General features: G+C 63.8%; 12 protein-coding genes and 1 pseudogene. 7 read left to right on the top strand and 6 right to left on the bottom strand.

The window, feature by feature from the left end:
- Positions 1 to 175: 175 nt before the first annotated feature.
- Positions 176 to 748, top strand: coding sequence for a hypothetical protein (locus B586_RS14365; RefSeq protein WP_047314909.1), 573 nt, complete (start codon positions 176 to 178; stop codon positions 746 to 748).
- A gap of 9 nt (positions 749 to 757) precedes the next feature.
- Here the strand turns inward: B586_RS14365 and B586_RS14360 are convergent, their stop codons facing one another.
- Positions 758 to 2,479: a serine/threonine-protein kinase PknH/PknJ gene (locus B586_RS14360; protein ID WP_054879603.1), complete on the bottom strand. Its 1,722-nt coding sequence runs from the start codon at positions 2,477 to 2,479 to the stop codon at positions 758 to 760.
- Between the two features lie 463 nt (positions 2,480 to 2,942).
- On the opposite strand from B586_RS14360, the gene B586_RS14355 reads away from it, so the two are divergent.
- The gene (locus tag B586_RS14355; protein WP_082607635.1) at positions 2,943 to 3,608 is read left to right on the top strand and encodes a PPE family protein; all 666 of its coding nucleotides are present in this window, start codon (positions 2,943 to 2,945) and stop codon (positions 3,606 to 3,608) included.
- Positions 3,609 to 3,630: 22 nt separating this feature from the next.
- Here B586_RS14355 and B586_RS14350 read toward each other — a convergent pair whose 3' ends face one another.
- Positions 3,631 to 5,523, bottom strand: a complete 1,893-nt coding sequence (locus B586_RS14350; RefSeq protein ID WP_054879605.1) for an ABC transporter ATP-binding protein — start codon at positions 5,521 to 5,523, stop codon at positions 3,631 to 3,633.
- The gene (locus tag B586_RS14345; RefSeq protein ID WP_054880896.1) at positions 5,520 to 7,274 is read right to left on the bottom strand and encodes an ABC transporter ATP-binding protein; all 1,755 of its coding nucleotides are present in this window, start codon (positions 7,272 to 7,274) and stop codon (positions 5,520 to 5,522) included. Before B586_RS14345 ends, B586_RS14350 begins: the two co-directional genes overlap by 4 nt.
- Positions 7,275 to 7,469: 195 nt before the next feature.
- Between B586_RS14345 and B586_RS14340 the strand changes: the two genes are divergently transcribed.
- Both B586_RS14340 and B586_RS14335 read left to right on the top strand, forming a co-directional pair.
- Entirely contained in the window at positions 7,470 to 8,036 is a 567-nt protein-coding gene (locus tag B586_RS14340; protein WP_047314905.1) for a DUF3558 domain-containing protein, read from the top strand.
- An 8-nt stretch (positions 8,037 to 8,044) separates the two neighbouring features.
- Positions 8,045 to 8,608, top strand: a complete 564-nt coding sequence (locus B586_RS14335; RefSeq protein ID WP_047314997.1) for a DUF3558 domain-containing protein — start codon at positions 8,045 to 8,047, stop codon at positions 8,606 to 8,608.
- Between the two features lie 7 nt (positions 8,609 to 8,615).
- Here B586_RS14335 and B586_RS14330 read toward each other — a convergent pair whose 3' ends face one another.
- Together B586_RS14330 and B586_RS14325 are read right to left on the bottom strand one after the other, a co-directional pair.
- Positions 8,616 to 9,131: a SixA phosphatase family protein gene (locus B586_RS14330; RefSeq protein ID WP_054879606.1), complete on the bottom strand. Its 516-nt coding sequence runs from the start codon at positions 9,129 to 9,131 to the stop codon at positions 8,616 to 8,618.
- 35 nt (positions 9,132 to 9,166) lie between these two features.
- A complete protein-coding gene (locus B586_RS14325; RefSeq protein ID WP_054879607.1) occupies positions 9,167 to 10,564 on the bottom strand; it encodes an HNH endonuclease signature motif containing protein in 1,398 nt (465 codons plus the stop codon).
- 147 nt (positions 10,565 to 10,711) lie between these two features.
- On the opposite strand from B586_RS14325, the gene B586_RS14320 reads away from it, so the two are divergent.
- From B586_RS14320 to B586_RS14310, 3 genes and pseudogenes are all read left to right on the top strand, one after another.
- Positions 10,712 to 11,911 (top strand): metallophosphoesterase family protein, encoded by a 1,200-nt coding sequence (locus tag B586_RS14320; protein ID WP_054879608.1) that lies wholly within the window; start codon positions 10,712 to 10,714, stop codon positions 11,909 to 11,911.
- Positions 11,908 to 14,529, top strand: coding sequence for an AAA family ATPase (locus tag B586_RS14315; protein ID WP_054879609.1), 2,622 nt, complete (start codon positions 11,908 to 11,910; stop codon positions 14,527 to 14,529). The genes B586_RS14320 and B586_RS14315 overlap by 4 nt, the downstream gene beginning before the upstream one ends.
- Positions 14,530 to 14,564: 35 nt before the next feature.
- A pseudogene (locus tag B586_RS14310) lies at positions 14,565 to 15,375 on the top strand (alpha/beta fold hydrolase); the annotation flags it as partial.
- Here B586_RS14310 and B586_RS14305 read toward each other — a convergent pair.
- Entirely contained in the window at positions 15,362 to 17,056 is a 1,695-nt protein-coding gene (locus tag B586_RS14305; protein ID WP_054879611.1) for an ABC transporter family substrate-binding protein, read from the bottom strand. The pseudogene B586_RS14310 and the gene B586_RS14305 sit on opposite strands and share 14 nt — an antisense overlap.
- Positions 17,057 to 17,117: the final 61 nt, after the last annotated feature.

Below are 17,117 nucleotides of genomic sequence, written 5' to 3'. Positions count from 1 at the left end.
GCTCGTCGGCGTGGTGGTCGACGGCGTGAATGGGCTGGCGGGTCATTCTGCCGCTGCGGCTTGGGCTTCGGTCGGCAGTTTCGCCCGTGTCGAGACACTGGCCCCGGCAACGGTTTGACGTTCGCTGCCGGTGAACGCGGTTTCCTGCCAGATATAACAGTGTAATCATGTAATCATGAAGCAATATCACACGCATGGGCGCCGATACGGCCGCCCCGGGGGCTGGCAGCAAGCTGCGCAACCCGATGCCAGCGGCGCGGCGGAATGGTTCGCCGGCCGCCTTCCCGATGACTGGTTCGACGGCGATCCCATGGTCATCGTTGACCGCGAAGAGATCACGGTCATCGGCAACCTCGCTGAATCCGACAGCGTCGGAAAGGAAGAAAGCGAGGCCCGCGCGCAAGGCCGGGTCTCGCGGTTCCGTGAAGAAACCCGGCCGGAACGAATGAGGATCGCCGATGAAGCGCAGGATCGCTACGGCCGCAAGGTATCTTGGGGCGTAGCGGTCGCAGGTGAACGAATCCTATTCACTCACATCGCCGTACCGGTGATGACGCGCCTGAAGCAACCGGAGCGTCAGGTGCTGGACACACTGGTTGATGCCGGCGTCGCCCGGTCCCGCGCCGACGCACTCGCGTGGTCGGTCAAGTTGGTTGGTGAGCACACCGAGGAGTGGCTGACCAAGCTGCGTACCGCGATGTCGGCGGTCGACGATTTGCGTGCGCAGGGGCCGGATCTTCAGCCTTAACCGACGCGGCTATTGGTTGTTGATTCTTTCGACGATCTTGTCGGTGATCTGGCCACCTTGATCGCTGTCGATGTGGTAGCCGCATGCGTTCACGTCGACGATCACATTGTTGGCCACGCCCATCGCGCGTTGGCACTCCCAGCCGTCAGCGCCCTCCTGCGTGTCCACCACCGTAATTTTCGGAGGATGGCCGTTGATTTGTGCAAACGTCCACCTGTACGTCTTGTTTTTGTTCGTGACGGTAATTGTCTTGCCGGAGCAGCCTTTCCAGTTGTGTGCCGACGTCTCTAGGAATGCCTTGGCTTTGTCCGCCGACGGAAAGAGCACCACGGCTTGGTTGACCCAGTGGTCGTAGTTGTCTCCGGGTTCGGACGACACTAAGCCGCTTACCCCGATGTAGCCGGTGCCTGCATACACCGGATCCTGACTGGTATAGAGGGCGCCTTGGCAGGCTGGCTGTGACAGCGTCACCGGGGAGGCGTCCATCGACGTGATGGGCTTCCCGGGCTCCATGGTTGAGGAGTCCATGATGGAGTCGATTTCTGAGGGGCTCAGCAATAGATCGCTGAGACGCTCAGCCGGTATTGGATGGGGAGCCGGTGCAAGTGTGGGTTTGGGATTGGGTCTGACAACTATCCAGATGCCCACAGCGCCAACGATAACAACGAGGACAACGGCGACAGCAGCGATGATGGGCCAGGGGTTGCGGTTGCGTGGTGGTGGTGGTGTGTATGGGGGTAGGCCGCTCCAGTTGTTGGTTGGCGTCCAGTTGGGGTAGCCGGTGGGTGGCTGTTGCGGTGGGGTTGGTGGACGTGGTGGTGCGGTGGTGGCTGCTGGGGTGGGCAGGGTGGCTTCTTGGCTGCGGCGCACGATGTTGGCGGCGTGGTCTTGGTCGGGGTCGCTGAGTGCTTCGTGGGCGGCTAGTGCGAGGTCGCCGGCGCTGGCGTAGCGGTCTTCGGGTTTTTTGGCCATGCCGCGTGCGATGACGGTGTCGAAGGCTTTGGGGATGCCTGAGCGTTGGGTGCTGGGTTGGGGGATGGGGTTCATGAGGTGGGCGGTGACCAGTGTGCTGGCGCTGTCGGCTCGGTAGGGTGGGGCGCCGGTGAGGCACTCGTAGAGCACGCAGGCGAGTGCGTAGATGTCGGCCCGGTAGGTTACCTCGTCGTTGGAAAACCGTTCGGGGGCCATATATTTCCAAGTGCCGACCGCGGTTCCTAGTTGGGTGAGTTTTTCGTCGGTGGTGGCGCTAGCGATTCCGAAGTCGACTAGGTAGGCGAAGTCGTCGCGGGTGAGTAGCACGTTAGGGGGTTTAACGTCGCGGTGCATCACGCCAGCGGCGTGGGCGGCGTCAAGGGCTGAGGCGATTTGGGTGATGATGGCGACCGCGCGGGGCGGGGTTAGTGGGCCGAACCGTTTCAGCACGCTGTCCAGGTCGGTGCCGTCGATGAGGCGCATTTCCAGATACATTTGCCCGTCGATGTCGCCGTAGTCGTGGATGGGTACTACATGGGGCTCATGCAGTCGGCCTGTGATGCGTGCTTCGCGTTTCATTCGTTCGCGAAATATCGGGTCGTTGCTGAAGGTTTGCGACATCAGTTTGACTGCTACTGTCCACTCTTTGATGGTGTGATCGGCTTCGTAGACTTCGCCCATCCCGCCGCGGCCGAGCAGCCGTTTGAGGTGATAGGGGCCAAACATTGTCCCCACCCGCGAGTCCCGCGCGTCGTTCATCGCTGATCCTCCCGACCAACCCACAGTCCGCCGCAACGTTCCGGCGTGGCAATCATGACGGTAAGCCCACACCAGGCCGGCCGCACGAAAACCGCAACATCTCGCATAATGCGAGCGTGCGGACTGCCTCACCACGTTGCACCGCTGCTAAGGGGCGGACTGGTCTGGTGTTAGCGAAAAGTCTTGTAGTAATTGGTCGATTTAGATGTGGGCTGTTTCAGTGAAAAATGTTGCACAGCACGAACGCCTAGCCTAGTGTCCCGCAGCGATCTGGAATGTAAATTCATCATCACAGATGCGGACATGGACACCGTCGTTCAGCGTGGCTGCGGCGCGGGAAGCGGAGGTCGGCATGTCTTGTGCGATCACGAACCCCGAAGCGTTGCAGGTAGCCGCTGTGCAGCTATGATGCCACTGCTGTGTCCCTCGTGACCGACGATGCCAAAGCCTTCGACTGACCCCGATGAGGGCAATACCAGCACCGCAAACATACGAACAACAGCAGTCGTCACGAACCGAAAGGAATAACGAACAAAGTGACGTTAGTCGGCGCGTTACCATCAGAGGTCCTATACGGAGATTCCCACCAGAGATCAACTCCGCCAACATATATGCTGGGCCGGGTCCTGCTTCGTTGCTCGCCGCCGCCGAGGCGTGGGAATCCGTAGCTGCGCAGATGACTTCCGAGGTTTTTAAGCCGTTCATGAAAGTGCTCGACACGCTGCTGGCGGAGTGGTCAGGTTCGTCGGCGATGCAGATGCATCAGGCGATCGGTCCGTTTTTTGAGTGGCTGATTGAGCTCGAAGCGCAGCTTGGCGTGATTCCCAAGGAGATCCACCGCATCCACGAGGCCTATTTGACTGCGCGTAAGAAGATGGTGGACCCAAAGGATATTAGCGCTAACCGCGATGCGGTTCATCAGCTGGAGACCGACAACGCGTTGGGGCAAAACACTGCGGCGATCGCGACCCTCGAGGCCAAATACAAGCGGTACTGGATGGACGACGTCCACGAGATGACGGTCTATGAGCTGGCGGTGCTCGACGCGTTGTCAGCGATGACTCCGTGGGGGTCGCCGCCGCCGATCACCATCGAAACCGGGTCAGCCCAGGAGGACAACATCGGTTAGCCGGCCAGCCACAAGGCCGCGCTCAGGCTTGCGTCATTCGGTAATACGCCCCCCGTCGGGCCAGGAGCTCGGCGTGATTGCCTTGTTCTACAAGCTGGCCGGACTCCACCACCAGAATGCGGTCCGCATCGCGGATCGTTGAGAGACGGTGCGCGATAATGAAACTCGTTCGATTCTGGCGAAGCTCGCGGGTGGCGCGTGCGATGAGGGCCTCGGTGCGGGTATCGACCGAACTGGTTGCCTCGTCCAGGATTAACAGCTGCGGCCGGGCCAGAAATGCGCGGGCGATGGTGATGAGTTGCTTCTCGCCGGCGCTGAGGTTGCCGCCGTCGCCACTGACCCGGGTCTGGTAGCCCGCCGGCAATGTGTGGACAAACCGGTCGACGTAGGCCGCCTTGGCGGCTGCTATCACCTCGTCGTCGCTGGCCTGCGGCCGTCCGTAGGCAATGTTTTCCGCGATCGTCCCGTCGAATAGCCAGGTGTCTTGCAGCACCATGCCAATTCGTGAGCGCAGCGCATGTCTGCTCATCATGGTGATGTCGACCCCGTCGATCAGGATTCGGCCGCAATCCACCTCATAGAATCGCATGAGCAGGTTCACCAGGGTGGTTTTGCCCGCTCCGGTCGGTCCGACGATCGCTACCGTGCTGCCCGGTTCGGCCACCATCGACAGGTCGTCGATCACCGGGGTGCCCGCGCAGTAAGCGAAGCTCACATGCTGAAACTCCACCCGCCCGCTGGTACGTGGGCGCTGGCCATTGGGCAGCGGCAGCTCGGCTGCCGGCGGTGCGTCGGGTTTCTCAGGGACCTCGTCGAGCAAGTCGAAGACCCGCTCGGCGCTGGCTACCCCGGATTGCAGGGTGTTGTACATTCCCGCCACCTGGCTCAGCGGCATGTTGAATTGCCGGACGTATTGAATGAAGGCCTGGATGTTGCCGAGCGTGATTTGTCCGGTGGCTACCTGTAGGCCACCCAGCACAGCGACCACCACGTAGCCCAAGTTGCCAATGAACGTTGTTGCCGGTGATACCAGACCGGAGCAGAACTGGGCGCCGAAACTCGCCTGGTACACGTCATTGTTGAAGGTGTGGAACTGTTCTCGCGCTGCAGCCTGGTGGCCGAACGTCTTAACCACCGTGAACCCGCTGTAGGTCTCCTCGATATGGGCGTTGAGACGTCCGGTGCTCGTCCACTGAGCCACGAACAGCCGCTGCGAGCGTCGCGCGATCGCTCGCGTCGCTAGTAGCGACATCGGCACCGTCAGCAACGCAACCAGCGCCAGCAACGGCGAGATCGACACCATCATCGCCAGCACCGCCACCACGCTCAACAGTGACGTCAACAGCTGGCTGAGTGTCATTGACAGTGAGGATTGGAGGTTGTCGATATCGTTGGTGACCCGGCTCAGCAGCTCACCGCGCTGCCGTGCATCGCAGTAGGACAGCGGCAGCCGGTGCACTTTGTCTTCGACGTCGGAACGCAGCGCGACCATGATGCGCTGCACGGTGACGTTGAGCAACCTGGCTTGTGCCCAAATCAGCAGTGCGGAAAGCAAATACAGAGCCAACGCCAGTCCTAGCGTTCTTCCTACCGCGACGAAGTCCACGCCTTTGCCTGGGGTTACGTTCATCCCAGACAATAGGTCGGCGAAGGCATTGTCGCCACGGGCCCGGGCTGCGGCGACCGCCTGCGCTTTGCTGATTCCCGCGGGTAGCCGTCGCCCGATCACGCCGTTGAAGAGCAGATCGGTGGCGTGCCCGAGAACCCGCGGAACGATGACCCCGATAGCGGTGCCGGTGATGCCGAGTGTGACCACCGCGAGGCTTAACCGACGTTGCGGCACCAGCTGTTTCACCAAGCGTCCAGCCGAACCCCAGAAGTCGCGGGACCGGGCGGGTGCGGCGGCTACCGTCACTGCGCGTCTCCGGCGCCGGCACTGACCGACTGCGAGTCGGCGAACTCCGCATAGGTAGCGCAGTCAGCCATCAGTGACTCATGAGTGCCCGAACCCGCCAGTTTCCCGTCGTCGACAACGATCACTTGGTCGGCCTGGGTGGCAGTCGAAATTCGCTGTGTTACAACGATAATTGTGGCATTGTCGGATATCTCGCGCAGCGACTCGCGGACCCGTGAGTCGGTGTGTACGTCGAGTGCGGAGAACGCGTCGTCAAACAGATAGATGGTCGGACGGCGGATGACGGCGCGCGCAATGGCCAACCGTTGCCGTTGCCCACCAGAGAAGTTGATTCCGCCCTGGGCGACGCGCATCTGCAGTCCGTCATCGTGTGCCCGGACGAATCCGTCGGCGTCGGCCACCCGCAGCGCAGCCCACATCTGCTCGTCGGTGATCACCTGATCGGGGGCCGCGCCGTAGCGCAGGTTGTCGGCGACGGTGCCGGAAAACAGGTAGCCGCGTTGGGGCACCAGCCCGATCGCCGACCAGAGCCGCTCGGTGTGGTAGTCGCGGATGTCGACGCCGTCGACCAGGACCGCGCCGGCGGTCACGTCGTACAGCCGGCAGATCAGCGCCACCAGCGTCGACTTGCCCGAACCGGTGCTGCCCACCACCGCTGTCGTGGTACCGGGCAGTGCGGTGAACGAGATGTCCTGCAGCACTGGACGGTCAGCGCCCGGGTAGGTGAACGTCACGTCGTCCAAGCGCACTACGCCGGTGACCCCACCGCGCGGGAATCGGGGGCATGGCGGGTTGCCGACGGCAGCGCGGGTGGACAGCACCTCGGTGATCCGCTCGGCGCACACGGATGCGCGGGGCAAGACCACCAAGGTCATCGTTGCCATCAACACCGCCATCAGGATCTGGGTGAAGTAGGCCAGGAAGGCGGTCAGCGAACCGACCTGCATCTGGCCGTTATCGATGCGCAGCCCGCCGAACCAGATCAGCGCGACGCTGGACACATTGATGGTCAGCGTGGTGACTGGCAGCATCAGCGCTTGCCAGTTACCGGCGCCCAGCGCGGCATCCGAGAGCGCGGCATTGGCCCGCTCAAACCTGGCACGCTCAAAGGGTTCGCGGGTGAACGCCCGGACCACCCTGATGCCGGACAACTGATCGCGCATCACCCGATTGATGCCGTCGATCAAACTTTGCATGCTGCGAAACAGCGGCAGCATATGGGAGCTGATCCAGTAGTTTGTCACCGCCAAAATCGGGACGCTGACCAGCAGCAGCCAGGTCAGCGCGGCCTCCTGGTGGATGGCCATGACGATGCCGCCGACGCACATGATCGGCGCGGTCACCAGCACGGTGCCGGATATCTGAACCAAGTACTGGATCTGCCGGACATCGTTGGTGGTTCGAGTCAACAACGTCGGCGCTCCGAATCGCGCGGTCTCGCGCTCGGAGAACGTGGTGATGTGATCGAACATCGCCGAGCGCAGGTCACGGCCAAAACCCATCCCGGTCCGGGAGCCGAAGTAGACCGCCCCGACCGAGCACAACGCCTGCAATCCGGTGACCGCCAGCATCACCATGCCGAGCCTGACGATGGTCGCGGTGTCGCCTTTGGAGACGCCGTCGTCGATGATCGCCGCGTTGACCGTCGGGAGATACAGCGACGCCAGGGTACTGATCAGCTGCAGCACCATCAGCACCGCGACCAGTCGGCGGTACGGCCGGATGTACTGGCGCAGCAGTGCCAGGAGCATGTGGTAACTGTCGCACATGGCATGCGTCCGAGTCGTCACCCCGATACTTGGGGGCCGGATGGTTCTGTGCTGACGGCGTCAACACGAAGAGGATTGAAATGCCTGATCAGGTGGCGTGTCGGTGGTTGACTCGCCAGGCTGACGCTACAGTGCATCCTGTGGACCAGCAGCAGGCTCAGCAAGAGGGTAGCCGCAGTGCGACGTGACGTGGGGGCGCTGGCCCTGGCGGCTCGGGGGCTGATGGCGCTGATGATTGTGATTCCGACGGTTGCGGGGTGCTCCAATTCAGGCTCCAATAAGTCGGGAGGGACGATAGCGTCGACGCCGGGGAATGCGGGTGGGCATCACGGCCCGATGTTCCCGCAATGCGGCGGCATCAGCGATCAGACAGTGTCGCAGCTGACGAAGGCGGCTGGCCTGACGAACACCGCCCGGAATTCGGTGGGCTGCCAGTGGCTGGCCGGCGGCGGTATCCTCGGCCCGCACTTCTCGTTTTCGTGGTACCGGGGCAGCCCGATCGGGCGTGAACGCAAGACCGAAGAGCTGTCACGGGCGAGCGTCGACGATATCAACATCAACGGCCACAACGGTTTCATTGCGATCGGAAACGAGTCCAACCTGGGCGATTCACTCTGCGAAGTCGGAATCCAGTTCCAGGATGACTTCATCGAATGGTCGGTCAGCTTTAGCCAAAAGCCATTCCCGCCGCCGTGCGACGTAGCTAAGGAACTGACTCGCCAGTCGATTGCGAACTCGAAATGATGGAGTGGATGCGGCTCAGGGTGCGGGGTAGGCGAAGCATTTTTACCGGTGTCGCCGTGTTGGTTAGCGCGGCGCTGGTTGTGACCGGTTGCTCGAGGTCAGTTGGGGGTACGGCGGTCAAAGCGGGCTCAGGTGGCGTCCCACGCAACAACAATTCCCAGCAGCTATACCCGAACCTGCTCAAGGAGTGTGAGGTGCTGACCACCGACATCCTGGCGAAGACGGTGGGTGCCGATCCGCTTGACATTCAGAGCACGTTTGTCGGGGCGATCTGCCGGTGGCAGGCGGCCAACCCGGCGGGTCTGATTGACATCACCCGGTTTTGGTTCGAACAGGGCAGCCTCGCCAACGAGCGCAAGGTGGCTGACTTCTTGAAGTACAAGGTCGAGAGTCGTTCGATCGCGGGTGTGGATTCGATTGTGATGCGCCCGGATGACCCGAATGGTGCGTGTGGTGTCGCCAGTGATGCGGCGGGAGTGGTCGGTTGGTGGATCAATCCTCAGGCGCCCGGTATCGACGCCTGTGGGCAGGCCATCAAGCTTATGGAATTAACGTTGGCCACCAACTCCTAAACCGGGTTCAGCGTGGTACATGGAAGGCGACCAGCGCGGCACCTTCTAGTTCGAGGTGTTGCCAGCAACCGGCTACATGGAGCACTGCGATCCCCGACGTCGGGAACTTCGTTGAGATGCGTTGGGCGGCATCATTGTTGGTGCCGGCACCAGCCAGGGCGAGCGCCACAGCAGATATCGTCGGTTCATGACCAACGACGAGCAACGTGGTGACCTCGTCGCTGACCGCGTTGATCTCCTCGATGACCGTGCCGGGGGCGGCCGCGTAGAGCCGCTCGGTGTAACGGACTGGGGCCTCGATGCCGCTGCGTGCCAAGGTCTCCCGGGCACGCGTCGCCGTCGAACACAACACTTCCTCGACAGCAGGCACGTTGGCGCGCAGCCAATCACCTGCCAGGCCAGCTTCCCGCACCCCGCGAGGCGCTAGTGGCCGGTCATGGTCGGCTATCTGGTCCGGGAAGCCCGGCGGGTACGACGACTTCGCATGCCGCATCAGCACCAGGCGGCGGTGTCCGTCCTTCATCTGGCTGACGTTACTCATCACGGAAGCGGGACTCGCTATGCCGCGTCGTCATCGTCGTCTTCGTCCCCGTCGTTGTCTCCGGCATGCAGGAGTTTTTCGGGGTGCCAGTAGGTGTTGGTGCGGGGTTGGCCGTGGTCGAGGTGGGGTGGTGGGATCCATTCGGTGTCGCCGTGGGTGTTTTTGCGGGTGGTCCAGCCGCCGGGTTGTAGGAGGCGGTGTTGGGGGCCGCAGCCGAAGGTGAGGTTGTTGATGTCGGTGCTGCGGCAGGTGGCGTAGGCGGTGACATGATGCACTTCGCAGTAGTAGCCGGGTACTGTGCAGCCGGGCGCGGAGCAGCCACGCTCCTTGGCATACAAGACGATTCGCTGCGCGGGGGAGGCGAGTCGCTTGGTGTGGTAGAGCGCCAGCGCCTTGCCCTTATCGAAAATCGCCAGATAGTGCCGGGCATGCCGCGCTAGGCGGATGACATCACTCATGGGCAATAGGGTGTCGCCGCCGGTGAGGCCCTTGCCGGCGGCGGCCTCGAGCTCGGCCAGGGTGGTGGACACAATGATGGAGGCCGGTAGCCCATTGTGCTGGCCTAGTTTTCCCGAGCACAGCAGGGCGCGCAGCGCCGCGTTGAGGGCGTCGTGATTGCGCTGGGCAGGGCTGCGGGTGTCTTTGTCGATGGCCTGTTGCGAAGGCACGCCGTCCACACACGGGGTGTCATCGACGGGGTTACACATGCCCGGCGCGGCCAGCTTGGCCAGCACAGCTTCCAGGGTGGCGCGCAGCTCGGGGGTCAGCCAGCCGTGCAGCGCCGTCATGCCGTCGGCTTGCTGGTTGCCTAAGGTTAAGCCGCGCCGCCGCGCCCGATCCTCGTCGCTGTAGGTGCCGTCGGGGTTGAGGCAGTCGGCGAGCCGATCGGCCAGCCCGGCCAGGTGCTCGGGCCGAAACTGGGAGCCCAGTTTCGCAAGATGCGCTTCGGCGCGTTCGCGGGTCACCACATCAACCCAGCCCGGCAACCCGTGGCAGAACTTCCGAATCACCGCCACCTGGCCGGCGCCCAGCCGTCCGGAGCGTTGCGCGGCGGCGGTAGCCGCCAGCGCCGGTGCCAGCACTTCACCGGTAATCGCGCGCCGCTCACCCAGATCGGCGGCCTCCCGGATACGCTTGGCGGCCTCGGCGCGGCTGATCAGCGTCCACTCGGCAATCGCATGCGAGAGCCTACCGCCCAACTCTTCGGGGGTGGCTTGACGGGCCAGGGAATTAATCACGCCATGCTCCACCGCGGGCAACCTGCGGCGCACCCGCTCTACCCGCTCCAACAACACCAACCACTCCCGGGCGCACAGCGCATCAAAATCCAGCGCGACCACACCATCGACGGCGGCATCCAACGCATCAAAGGCCGCCGTGATCGCCTCTCGATCAACCACACCGCCCGAGCTCATACTGTGACGCTATCGGAGGGGTATGACAAAAACGCCGCCCAGAAACCACGCAAACCCAACCTGCCGAGCGAGGTCCCGCGACTTGTCGGGGCGCCGCCCTACACTCGCGTTGCCTCGATAGCCACGCAAATTTCTCGGAGAGACGGAATGCGATTCCTACACACCGCTGACTGGCAGCTCGGCATGACCCGGCACTTCCTTGCCGGCGACGCCCAGCCACGGTATTCGGCGGCCCGCCGCGACGCGGTGGCCGGGCTAGGCGCGTTGGCCGCGGAGGTGGGCGCCGAGTTCGTCGTGGTGGCCGGTGACGTCTTCGAGCACAACCAGCTCGCGCCGCAGGTGATCAGCCAGTCTTTGGAGGCCATGCGCGCCATCGGTATTCCGGTCTACCTGCTGCCGGGCAACCACGATCCGCTAGACGCGTCGTCGGTGTACACCAGCGCGCTGTTCACCGCCGAATGCCCGGACAATGTCACCGTGCTTGACCGGGCCGGTATCCATCAGGTTCGGCCCGGACTCGAGATCGTCGCTGCGCCATGGCGGTCCAAGGCCCCGACCACGGACCTGGTCGCCGACGTTTTGGCGGGTCTCGCGGCGGACACCGTCACACGCGTGCTCGTCGCCCACGGCGGTGTCGACGCGCTTGACCCGGATCGCGACAAACCCTGCCTGATCCGCCTCACCGGAGTCGACGATGCGTTGGCCAGCGGCGTGCTGCACTACGTGGCTCTTGGTGACAAGCATTCGCTTACCCAGGTCGGCAGCAGTGGTCGGGTGTGGTACTCCGGCTCGCCGGAAGTCACCAACTTTGACGACATCGAATCCAACCCCGGCCATGTCCTGGTCGTCGAGATCGATGAAAATGACCTGCGACGCCCTGTCACCGCGACGGCCCGACATGTCGGTCGTTGGCGGTTTTTCACCTTGCACCGTCAGGTGGACACCGGCCGGGACATCGCAGACCTCGACATGAACCTGGACCAGATTACGGACAAGGACCGCAGTGTGGTGCGGCTCGCCCTGACCGGTTCGCTCACCGTCACCGACCGTGCCGCGCTGGATGCGTGTCTGGACAGATACGCACGGCTATTCGCGTGGCTAGGCCTCTGGGAACGTCACAGCGACCTAGCGGTGATACCCGCCGACGGTGAATTCAGCGACCTCGGTATCGGTGGGTTCGCGGCCGCCGCCGTCGACGAGCTGGTCGCCGCCGCACGCGAAGGAGACACGGAGTCCGCCGTCGACGCCCAGGCGGCGCTGGCACTACTGTTGCGGCTCGCCGAAACAACAGGTGTGCGGCTCGCCGAAACAACAGGTGTGCGGCATGCCGCCCGGGGAGCGGCATGAAGCTGCACCGGCTGGCGCTGACGAATTACCGTGGTATCGCGCACCGGGAGATTGAGTTTCCCGACCGCGGTGTGGTTGTGGTTCACGGCGCCAACGAGATCGGCAAGTCGTCGATGATCGAGGCGTTAGACTTGCTGCTGGAATCCAGGGATCGGTCGACGAAAAAGGAAGTGAAGCAAGTCAAACCGGCCCATGCCGATGTTGGCTCCGAGGTCTGCGCTGAGATCAGCAGCGGCCCTTATCGTTTCGTATACCGCAAACGCTTTAACAAAAAGTGCGAGACGGCACTGACGGTACTGACACCGCACCGCGACCAACTAACCGGCGACGAAGCGCACGACCGGGTCCGGGCGATGTTGGCAGAGACGGTCGACAACGATCTGTGGCATGCTCAACGGGTGCTGCAGGCGGCGTCGACCGCCGCGGTGGATCTGTCCGGCTGTGATGCGCTGTCACGTGCCCTCGATGTCGCGGCCGGGGACACCGCGGCGCTGTCTGGTACAGAGCCACTGCTTATCGAGCGAATCGAAGCCGAGTATCGGCGCTACTTCACTTCGACCGGACGTCCCACCGGGGAGTGGGCCGCCGCGATCTCCCGGCTATCCGACGCTGAGGCTGCGGTGGAGGAGTGCGCCGCGGCGGTCGCTGAGGTCGACGACCGGGTGCGTCGTCATGCCGTCCTGACTGAGCATGTGGCCGAACTGTCGCAACAACGGCTCGCCGCTGGACCGCGGTTGGCCGTCGCTCAGGCCGCCGCTGACAAGATCGCAACCCTCGCCCGCCAAGCGCGCGAAGCCGAGCTGGTCGCAGCCGCCGCAGCCGCGACGAACGCCGCAGCCGCTACCGCCCACACTGGGCGGCTGCGGCTGCTCGCCGAAATCGACACTCGCGTCACCACTCTTGCTGCCGCCCAGGCCGAAGCCCACGAAGCCGCCGACGCGGAATCGACGATACGTGCCGACGCTGAGGCGTCAGATGCCGCAGTCGAGGAGGCTACCGAGGCCCTGACTGCGGCCCAACGGCGCGTTGACATCGCTCGGCGCACCGTCGACCAGCTCGCCGACCGCCAGGAGGCGGACCGGTTGAGCACTAGGCTGGCCAAGATCGACGTCATCCAGGGTGAGCACGACCAAGTCTGCGCCGAGCTATCCGCGGTCACGTTGACCGAGCAACTACTGCAGCGCATCGAAAAGGCCGCGGCCGCAGTGGATCGCACCGGTGACCAGTTGACGCTGATCTCAGCGGCGGTGGAATTCACCGCCGCTGCCGACATCGAACTCACCGTTGGTCAGCAACGAGTGTCGTTGGCGGCAGGACAAAGTTGGTCGACAACAGTTACCGGCGCCACCGAAGTCGAGGTTCCCGGTGTCCTGACTGCCCGCGTGATACCTGGCGCTACCGCACTCGATGCTCAGTCCAAATACGCTGCAGCACAACAAGAGCTGGCCGAAGCGCTGGCCTCTGGTGATGTCGTTGATCTTGCGGCGGCGCGGTGCGCCGACCAGCGGCGCCGTGAACTGCAAAGTAGCCGCGACCAGTTGAGTGCCGCTCTGGCCGGCCTGTGTGGTGATGATCAGATCGACCAACTGCGGGCACGGCTGGCGCAGTTACGCGACGGTCACGCCGGTGAACCCGATCTCTTCGCAGCGGACACCGGTTCCGCTCGTGCCGAACTCGAAGCGGCCGAGACGGCTCGCGCTGCCGCCGACGCCGAACGCGAGGTTCGTCGTCGTGTCGCGGCGGTTGCAAGTTGTCGACTTGCCGAAGCATCAGCTCGAGCAACGGTTTTACTGAACAAAGCGGAAACTCAACGGGCCGAGCTCGATAAGGCCACCGACCAGCTGGCCCAGCTGCGGGCGTCGGTCAGCGATGAAGACCTGGCGTCGGCGGCGCGAGCCGGGCTGCGGGCGGCGCAAACGGCGCAGCAACGGACCGCTGAGCTGGCTGAGGAGTTGGCTGCCGCGGCGCCGGACGCGGTGACCGCCGAATTGGCGGCTGCCACCGCGTCGGCCGAGTCGCTGCGCGATCAATACGAAGATGCCACCGGCGCGTTGCGCGAGATCAGCATCGAACTCTCGGTTTTCGGCACCGAGGGGCGCCAAGGCAAGCTCGATGCCGCCGAGACGGAGCGTGAACACGCGATCAGCCAGCACACGCGGGTCGGCCGCCGAGCGCGGGCCGCCCAGCTGCTGTGCTCGGTAATGGCACGCCACCGCGACGCCACACGGCTGCGTTACGTCGAGCCCTACCGCACAGAATTGCAACGGCTTGGCCGACCGGTGTTCGGGTCCACTTTCGAGGTCGACATCGACAGTGACTTGCGGATCCGCAGCCGCACCCTGGACGGGGTTACCGTGCCTTTCGAGTCCCTGTCAGGCGGGGCCAAAGAGCAACTCGGCATCCTGGCGCGGCTTGCCGGCGCCGCCCTAGTCGCCAAGGAAGATAGCGTTCCGGTGGTGGTCGACGACGCGCTGGGATTCACCGATCCAGACCGGCTGGTCAAGATGGGGGAGGTCTTTGACACCGTGGGTGCGCACGGACAGGTGATCGTGTTGACGTGTAGTCCCGACCGGTACGACGGCGTCACGGGTGCGCACCGCATCGATCTCAACGTTTAGCAGTCGGCTCGCTGTTCGGTTCAGCGTGCCGCCGCCGTAAGTCTGCGCACCCGCTGGTTAATCATCCCGGGCGGCCCGGGCGTGGCGTCGCTGCAGCTATACCAAGGGCTGCGGCGCCGGGCCGTCGCTGCCGGTCTCGATGTCATCATGATCGAACACCGCGGGGTAGGAATGTCGCGCCGCGACGACTTTGGGGCTGACCTGCCGCCCCAAGCGCTTACCCTCGATCAGATCGTCGACGATGTGGCCGCGGTGCTCGATGACGTCCAGGTGGACTCGGCCGTCATCTACGGCACCTCGTACGGCACCTATATCGCGGCGGTGCGCGACGCCATTCGGGGCCGGCTCCTGCAGGGCGATAAGCCTGAAACCGCCGCATTGGCGCCCAAGGTTCGCCAACTTGTCGACGCAGGACTGATGACCGCGGCCACGCTACTCGATCGCCTACTCGACCTGGTGCTCGGTGGTCGAATTATGTTGTGGCAGGGACTGTCCCGGTTCGTCGCGATGACTAACCACACGGTGCCCTACCGTTACGAAGCCGACCTGGTGAACCGCATCGCATTCCGCGAACTTGACTACGCCGCTGCTGCCGAATGCGGTGCTGTTGACGCTCCCGACTATGGCGCACAGCGCGCTGGACTTTCGTGAGCCCGCGGCGCTGGCCATCGCCGTCCGGTATGGCGTGGCGACTTCAACGGCCTGGCCAGCCAGGCCGCGACGCTGGACGTGCTCCCGGCGCGTCCGGTCGTGCGGCTGCTGTGGAAGGCGATCGATGTGGCCGCCGCAGCCGAGAGCGCCCTGCCGGCGGTATTGCCGCTGCGGCGCCGCCTCAGCTCTGCATAAATCCGATGGCGGTGTAGTTCAGGTCGCCGAGGCCGGCTGCGCCGAAATTGGCTAGCGTGCTGCGGACAGCGACGTCGCCCGGAGATTGGGTGAGCGGCAAGCTGAACCCTTCGGCCCAGATCAGCTTGTCGACCTCGTTGGCCAACGCGCGCGCCTTGGCGGGATCTAGCTCGGCCAGCGTTCGTTCGATCGCGGTGTCGACCGCCGGGCTACCGATCTTGCCGAAATTGCTCTCCCCGTCGGATTGATAAATCTGGGTGAGCGCTGACAGTGGGAACGCGTCGCCGACCCAGCCGAACTGCACGATATCGAAAGCCCCCACGTTGACGTAGTTGGTGAAAAAGCCGCTGCCCGATCTGGCTTGGAGTTCGAGCTTGACGCCGATCTGCGCGAGGCTGTGCTGGGCGATCTGAGCAAACTCCCGGCTGCCCTGCGCGTCGTAGAACAGATCGCGGATGACCAGTTGACGGCCGTCCTTCTCCCGAAACTGACCATTGAGCTTCCAGCCCAAGGCGTCGAGCTCGTGTTTCGCCCGCTCTGGGTCGTAGGCGACAACGCCGCTGTTGTCCTGGTAGCCCTCCTGCCCGTCGACGTAGACATGGTTGTTCAACGGCTCGGGGTTATTGGTCAGGCCGTACTGGACTACCTTGGCGATGGTGCGCCGGTCGATGCCCTTGGACACCGCGAGGCGCAGCCCCTTGTCGGCGAGGATGGAGCCGGCGGCACCGTTGAAGGTGAAGTGAGACCAGCTGGCGGCGGGTGCGTGCCGGATGGAGATGCCCTTGGTGCGCGCTGCGATGGTCAGCTGGTCTAGCGTGCCGACTCCGGTCGCATCGATCGTGTTGTTTTGCAACGCTGGCAGCCGCGCGGCGTCATCGAGGACCAGGTAGGTGATGCTGTCCAGGCGCGGTGGTGTTCCCCACCATTTCGGGTTGCGGGTCAACATGATTCGCTGTGTGGTTCGATCCAGTGACGACACCATAAACGGGCCCGCCGACGGGCCTGGCCTGTCGAGCTGGCCCTTGTTGAACGCTTCTGGGGTGGCGGTCATGGTGGCGGGCAGCAGCATGCCGTTGCCGGCGAACATGCCGCGCCACTCGGCGTACGGCTGGGCGAAGGTCACGACGGCTTGCCGGTCGTCGACACCGGGGCGCACCGAACCGACGCGCTCGCAGCCGTTGGGCGCGGCGATCTCGAATGCTTTGTCCTTGCCGCTATTGGCGTGGATCTGGCGGTCGATATCTCGCCAAGTGATCGGCGTGCCGTCGGACCAGACCGCCTTGGGATTGATGGTGTAGGTGACCACCTGCGGGGAAGTGCTGGTGAGTTCGATGCTGGTGAAGTAGTTGGTGTCGACAGTTGTCGAACCGTCCGGACCAATGATAAACGCTCGCGGCATGGTGGCTTTCATCATCGAGGCGACCTCGGCGTTGTTGCCATCGATGTGCAGAATGTTGAAGTTTGACGGGAAGTCGGTTAGCGCCAGCCGCAAGTTGCCGCCGTCTTTGAGCGTGGCCGGATCCTGCGGGTTGATATCGCTGGTTGTGCCGAGCGCAGTGTTCCCCTCGGCGGAGGGCACAAGGCGGGTGGCTGCCGAGCATCCATTCAGGATCAGGCCGACCCCCAGCAACGCCGCGACGACCCGGCTCGGTTTGATGTGCGGCGACCGTCGAGTGTGCATCCAGGGCGACGACACGCGAGCGTGCACCGCCCTACCCGCACACTCGAAGCCCACAGCGCAC

Origin of the sequence: Mycobacterium haemophilum DSM 44634, assembly GCF_000340435.2 — a bacterium.
Classification (GTDB): Bacteria; Actinomycetota; Actinomycetes; order Mycobacteriales; family Mycobacteriaceae; genus Mycobacterium; species Mycobacterium haemophilum.
The sequence above is the reverse complement of the archived record's forward strand: the minus strand, read 5'-3'. Positions and strand labels throughout refer to the sequence as shown.